General features: G+C 34.9%; 5 protein-coding genes and 1 pseudogene. 3 read left to right on the top strand and 3 right to left on the bottom strand.

What is annotated here, in order from left to right; all coding sequences use genetic code 11:
* A pseudogene (gene gapN / locus RTP99_RS24395) lies at nucleotides 1–598 on the bottom strand (NADP-dependent glyceraldehyde-3-phosphate dehydrogenase); the annotation flags it as partial.
* Between the two features lie 532 nt (nucleotides 599–1130).
* Here gapN and RTP99_RS24390 point away from each other — a divergent pair.
* The 3 genes from RTP99_RS24390 (at nucleotide 1131) to RTP99_RS24380 (ending at nucleotide 3529) form a co-directional block, all read left to right on the top strand.
* Nucleotides 1131–1442, top strand: coding sequence for an ArsR/SmtB family transcription factor (locus tag RTP99_RS24390; protein WP_000039471.1), 312 nt, complete (start codon nucleotides 1131–1133; stop codon nucleotides 1440–1442).
* A 194-nt stretch (nucleotides 1443–1636) separates the two neighbouring features.
* Nucleotides 1637–2578 (top strand): alpha/beta hydrolase, encoded by a 942-nt coding sequence (locus tag RTP99_RS24385; protein WP_000222508.1) that lies wholly within the window; start codon nucleotides 1637–1639, stop codon nucleotides 2576–2578.
* 303 nt (nucleotides 2579–2881) lie between these two features.
* The gene (locus RTP99_RS24380) at nucleotides 2882–3529 is read left to right on the top strand and encodes an MOSC domain-containing protein (protein WP_000510688.1); all 648 of its coding nucleotides are present in this window, start codon (nucleotides 2882–2884) and stop codon (nucleotides 3527–3529) included.
* Nucleotides 3530–3592: 63 nt separating this feature from the next.
* Here the strand turns inward: RTP99_RS24380 and pheA are convergent, their stop codons facing one another.
* Both pheA and RTP99_RS24370 read right to left on the bottom strand, forming a co-directional pair.
* Complete coding sequence (gene pheA / locus RTP99_RS24375) at nucleotides 3593–4444, bottom strand: prephenate dehydratase (protein WP_000621719.1); 852 nt, start codon at nucleotides 4442–4444, stop codon at nucleotides 3593–3595.
* 96 nt (nucleotides 4445–4540) lie between these two features.
* Entirely contained in the window at nucleotides 4541–6454 is a 1914-nt protein-coding gene (locus RTP99_RS24370; protein WP_001026315.1) for an ABC transporter permease, read from the bottom strand.
* Between the last annotated feature and the right edge of the window lie 2 nt (nucleotides 6455–6456).

Below are 6456 nucleotides of genomic sequence, written 5' to 3'. Positions count from 1 at the left end.
CAGCTTTATGAAGTGCTTCCACCATTTTAATACCGCTAATTGCACCTTGAGTTGCCGGTTTGAAAATAACAGCGTTACCCATAATTAATGCTGGTGCAAGTTTTGCAGCAGATAAGTTTACTGGGTAGTTAAATGGTGCGATTGCCAATACAACACCAAGTGGTGCGCGTTGGATGATTGCAAGTTTAGATTTCGTTCCGCCAGGGAAGCTATCGCCCATCATGCTTTCTCCGTGCATATGAAGAGCTTCTTCAATTGTGTAACGAATGAAGTCAGCTGTACGAACAACTTCTTTCTTTGCATCTTTATATCCTTTACCGACTTCCTTCATAATGATATCGGCAATTTCATCTTGCATATTTACGAGCTCATCAGCCCATTTATATAAATATTTTGCGCGATCTTGCAGAGAAGCTTCCGCCCATGATTTTTGAGCTTCTTTTGCAGATGCAATTGCTTCATCTACTTCTCCGCGAGTAATTGCTTGTACTTGTCCAATTACTTCGTGTAAGTATGGGGATAGAATTTCGATTGTTTCTCCTGAAGAGCTTTCTCTCCATTCCCCATTTAAATAAAATTTATATATACTAGCCATCATGATTCCTCCATCTCTAAATTCAGCCCTTACTCAATATGTTCAATTTATTTTATAAACAATGTAATAAAGATAACTTTCCTTGATTAATCCATCAAAACTCTACAACTAATGTATCTACCTTCTTGTAACTTTTCATGCGCGCACATTTTCTTTATTCTTTTGTTTAATCATTCGAACGATTGAATCATAACATGTTATTTAAAGAAAAAAACATCGGGAAAGAAAATGGAGACCATTGAAATAAGGTTCATTAGCTAAACATATACAAATAAAAAGTATTTGTGATACGATGCTTTAACAAACATTACTGAAATAATCATTTGTCCAGTAAAGTTAAATTGTTTTGTAAAAGAGGGTTATAGTAACGACAAGTAAGGAATATATGTAATTACAATTCAAAAGGTTGCATGAATACATACGTGCTGGAAATATCTCTAAATAGGAGAGTAAAGGGGCTTTGACAGAAACATTAGTAAAGTTTTATACTAAATAAACATCTAAACGTTCGAACAATTAAACAAGGAGAGGTATCATGAGCAAAAAAACAATAAGCATATTAAGAGAATGTACCCCTATTTTTTCAATTCTGCAGGATTTAAATCGTCAAGACATATTAGTGTTACTGTATGATGAAGGAGAAATGTCTGTAAATCAGATAGTAGACCGACTTTCTTTATCTAGACCAGCTATTTCACACCACTTAAAGCATCTTTTAAACGCAAATCTCGTTACTGTTCAAAAACGTGCTACGGAAAGGTATTACGCCCTTTCTCTTGATAACTCCATTGTATTATTAAAACAACTAATTGAATCATTAGAAACTGATAACCAATTAAAGAAGTAATTAACCAAATAGCATGCACAAGAATAAAAGTAGTATTTTACAATGCTACTTTTTCTACAAAATGAATCAAAAAATATTTATTGACAAAAATAAAAGAGTCGAATAATATTTTACTTACAAAACGTTCGGATGTTCGAACGTTCGAACTTAGTGACTTTAGAAAATTATTTTTAACATGATAAGGAGGAAACAAAATGACATACAGTAAACAAAGCGAATGGCGTGAAATACAGTCCTATTTGCCTAAAAAATATCACTTTACAGATAATTATCATCCAACAGAAGAATGGTGGAATTGGAAAGGACATGAGGTACATTTAGATTGTTTTCGGAATGAAAAGGCTCCTGTTAAAGTCATTTTATTACATGGAGTAGGTACGAACGGTAGACAGATGTCGATGATTTTAGGTGGTCCACTTTCAAAAGATGGCTTTGAAACAATCGCTATTGACATGCCTACTTATGGCGTTACAAAAGTAAAAAAAGGCTCCGTAGTAAAGTATGATGATTGGGTCGATTTAGCATGTGATTATATCGACTATGAACAACAACGTGATGATAGACCAATTGTACTGTACGGCTTAAGTGCAGGTGGGATGGAAACTTACCACGTTGCTGCAAAAAACAAGAAAGTTAAAGGAATCATTGGTATGACATTCTTGGATCAAAAAAATCAGCAAGTTCGTGACGAAACAGCTAAAAATCTCGTTATGAGTCGTGTTGGAATACCTATGGCAGGCATTGCATGTAACATAGGACTTGAAAACTTTAAGATGAAAATGAGTACAGCTTCTAAAATGAGTGCCTTATGTAACAATGAGAAAGTAATGGAAATATTTAATCGTGATAAGACATCTGCTGCGAATAAAGCAAGCATGAGATTCTTAGACAGTTATGGTAATTACCAGCCTGCAATGGAACCAGAGGATTTTGATGTATGTCCTATTCTTTTAACACAACCTGAGCAAGATAAATGGACACCATTACATTTAAGCACTCCATTCCTAAACAAAATAAAAAAAGTAGATGTAAAAATAGTCATGTTAGAAAATGGGGGGCATTATCCAGTGGAACAACCTGCATTAGATCAAATGCATGACGCTATTGTAGAATTTATTTATAAAGTTACAAAATAACTCTATTTATATAAATAAAAATATCAAGAAAAACAAATATTAGCTCGACACCCTTTCGTGTATGGATTTTTTACAGCAACTCCATTTCATCTAGTAATAAACAAGAACCCAATTTCTTTATTATCATTATAGAAATTGGGTTCTTTTAACATTTAAATCCCCTTATCTTATTGCATGAAATCCATATTGTTTTGGCAGAGCCTCAACTTCATTTTTCTTTTCTTTCAGAAAAATCCACCATATTCTGCGATTTTATTTTTTAAAATGATATAATATTGTAATCAATTGTAAAGGAGATTTCATATGGGAATTGAACTCGTACACTTTAGCATTGGCAAACCGAAACAAATGAAATATAGCGAAGATAAAGAAATGATTACCGGTATATGTAAAGAACTTACCGAAGAAGCTTTTCTCTCAAAAGATGGCTTCCTTGGTGATGATGTAGCTGATTTAAAACACCATGGTGGACCTGATCGCGCCGTTTGCGTGTATCCACACGAGCATTACGCACTATGGGAAGAGGAATTCCAAACAACACTCCCAGCTTCTGCATTTGGCGAAAACATTACCGTAACAAATATGTTAGAGCGTGATGTATACATCGGAGATACATACAAATTAGGTGAAGCAATCATTCAGGTGACACAAGCAAGAGTACCTTGTAGCACGATTTCAAAACGCCTCGGTATTCCTGGCATACTGCCGCGCATTGTAGCAACTGGATTTACTGGCTACCTATGCCGCGTTCTTCAGGAAGGTACTGTACGTAAAGATTCAAAAATCACATTACTAAAACGTCAACCGAGCAATGTTTCTGTCTTGTTCTCTAACGAAATTTATTTTCATAATAGAAAAGATAGAGATGGCATCGAAAAGATTCTTGCTGTTCCAGAACTAGCTGACGTTTGGCGTGGTCAATTAGAAGAACGTCTTGCGAAGTTAAAATAAAGAATCCCACCATTTATAGGTGGGATTTTATTGATCTATCACACGGTATAACCTTACTCCCCCTTATAACCAATAAGAAGAATAACTCCCCAGCACCGTAACAGAAAAACCAAGTGCTTCAAGTTCCATCGTTACGCCTGGCAATAATACGTCATCGTATGCTTTATCGACATCGATTAAGAAAAAGTAATTTCCAAGTCCTGTTTTCATCGGGCGCGATTCGATTTTAGATAAGTTTAATTTTCTCCATGCGAAAGCTGATAACACTTGATATAGTGCCCCTGCATAATCAGCAGGTAACGTTATCATAAGCGTCGTTTTCTCTCCGCGGTTTTCTCCATTATTTGAGAGTATTGCTTTCTTTTTCTTATGGAGCACTAGGAAACGTGTATGATTATTTTTATGTGTATGAATACTTCGTCTTACAATCGTTAATCCGTATTTTTCTGCAGCCGCTTCATTTGCAATAGCCGCAATTTTTTCTTCAGGATGTTCTTTCACATATTGCGCTGCAGCACTTGTTGATGTCATATCTCGAGCAGTTATCCCTTTTAATTCTTCATTTAAAAACTTATGACATTGCGCAATAGCGTGTGGATGAGAATGCACTGCATATACTTCTTCCCACACTTCTGCATACTGCGGATGTACAAGTAAATGTTGCTGAATTGGCACTGTAATTTCTCCTACAATAGAAAGTGGTTGCTCATGTACAAGATAATCAATCGTTATATTCACTGAACCTTCTATGGCATTTTCTAGTGGTACCACTGCATAATCTACATTTCCATTTGCAGCTGCATCCATACAATCTGGAATCGTTCGATACGGTACATGCTCTGCTTCCGGAAAAAAACGACTCACCGCCATATTTGTAAATGTTGCTTCTGGTCCTAAATATCCTACTCGAATCATCGTCTTTTCCCCTCTTTTTCGTTTTCTTACTGTTATACCATACTTTTTTATATTCTTCTATGTAAATTTCGAATATTAAAAAAAGACTAGCATTTGCTAGTCTAAATGTTTCTTATATTCTCTTTGAGCGAAAAAGAAATACATGATGCATGCAGCAATATAAAATAGAATAAACAAACCTACTTTTCTTAATGAACCATCCATAAACAACGTATTATGAAACGTATATAACGCAACCGCACTATGCATACTCCCGACTATAATAGGCGCAAAAAATAGCATACACAATTGCCAGCGAGAAATCTTCCACACTTCTTCTTTCGTCATTCCAAGCTTAGATAGCGCTTCGTACTGCTTTCTATCTGATGAAATATTATGAAACCATTTAAAATATACAATACTACATGAAGTAAGAAAGAATAATATACTAATGAATGAGCCTACAAATAGAGTAATATCGCCGAACTCTTTCATATTCACATATAACTCCATATTACTTCGAAATGCGTTATTATCATCTTGTTTTATATGTTTCCGTAACGCTTCATTTAATTTTTTCGTATTTTCGATATTGGGTAATGTGTAGCCTCGATATATCATTTTTTCAGAATCCGGAACCTTATTTGCTATACTGTCAAAATCTTCATCATTCATAACGAAGAACAGACCATTAATGTGCGAAGGATGATGGTTAAATTGAACCCCTTCTTTCTGACCGTTAAATACGAATTGATATGGTTGATTCATTACTTGCAATTGAATCTCTTTTTGATTATATACATTCGAATTATTGTATTTATTATAATAAACGAGTGTCACTGTATCTTTTTTAGGATGATACGTTTTCTGTTTTTGTTTTCTTGCCTCTCGATTGTATTCACTTTGTTTAATGAGTGGCGCTACTTCTGTTTCCCCCTTATTGGTCTGAAAAGATGCATACACTCCAACAAAACTCATAAATTGAAAATCATCATACCCATATTGGTGCAATAATTGTTCAACCGTTCCCTCCGCAAAGACTTCATGGGTAGAAGCACCTTTTTCTATGTAAGAAAATGAGTGCACGCCCCCGCCACGCCACATATCTTGCATACCAGAAAAATATAAGAACACCGTACCTGTTGCTGTAACTACAAACGTCGTTGCCATAGACATCAGAAAGAAAAAGCGACCATTTTCCCTCATTCGATGTGACAATTGATTCACTATAAATAAGTACGGATATGTATACATAATCTTTTTATTTCGTTTTATCATTTCTAATATTTGAGCAGTGCCGTGTGTAAAAGAAAAATACGTTCCGAAAAAGACAAGTATAGACACAGGGAAAAAATAGAACGCTATCGTTAGTATCGTCGCTTGTAACGCTAACGCATATCCTATACCTAAACAAATAAAGCCAAATATACAAAGCCACATTGATGTTTTCTTCTCTTTTTTATCTGCTCGAAATCCTTTCAATAACCGAATGATTTTTATATTCCATATACGTAAAGCACTTATAAAAGATAACGAAATAAAAACGACCATATATGTAATAAATGTTACACCAATCGCCCTTACGTCAAATATGACAGGGAGTTCTTTCGGAAGCCCCAGCAACATACTAAACATCATAAAGAAGAGCTTTAAAAAGATCATGCCAAGCCCAATGCCAAAAATATTAGCAAATACTCCGATCAACATTTGCTCGGTCATAATTACGCCAATTACGTTAGATTTCGTCGCTCCCATTAACATATATAATCCTAATTCTTTCTTACGTGCCTCTATGAAAATAGAAGTAGAGTACAAAATAAATATGACGAAAAAAGAAATGATAATAACATTACATATGATAAGTCCCCAGCGTACGTTTTGATACCACATCGTCTCCTGCATATACGGATGTACAATGACAGACATGTATGCAAAAGACGCAAATATCGCAAAACAACTACTTAAGAAAAACACTTTATAATTACGCAAATTTCCTTTTATATTTTGTAGCGCTAGTTGCCGAATGTTCATCT

Origin of the sequence: Bacillus sp. (in: firmicutes) (genome assembly GCF_031983925.1) — a bacterium.
Lineage (GTDB): Bacteria > Bacillota > Bacilli > Bacillales > Bacillaceae_G > Bacillus_A > Bacillus_A pacificus.
Note: the sequence above shows the minus strand (reverse complement) of the source record. Positions and strands in the feature narration are given on the sequence as shown.

Bases quoted from the DNA above. Each gene is read 5' to 3' on its own strand.
- RTP99_RS24385 (WP_000222508.1), top strand. From the start codon at position 1,637: ATGACATACAGTAAACAAAGCGAATGGCGTGAAATACAGTCCTATTTG.
- RTP99_RS24370 (WP_001026315.1), bottom strand. From the start codon at position 6,454: ATGAACATTCGGCAACTAGCGCTACAAAATATAAAAGGAAATTTGCGT.
- RTP99_RS24380 (WP_000510688.1), top strand. From the start codon at position 2,882: ATGGGAATTGAACTCGTACACTTTAGCATTGGCAAACCGAAACAAATG.
- pheA (WP_000621719.1), bottom strand. From the start codon at position 4,444: ATGATTCGAGTAGGATATTTAGGACCAGAAGCAACATTTACAAATATG.
- RTP99_RS24390 (WP_000039471.1), top strand. From the start codon at position 1,131: ATGAGCAAAAAAACAATAAGCATATTAAGAGAATGTACCCCTATTTTT.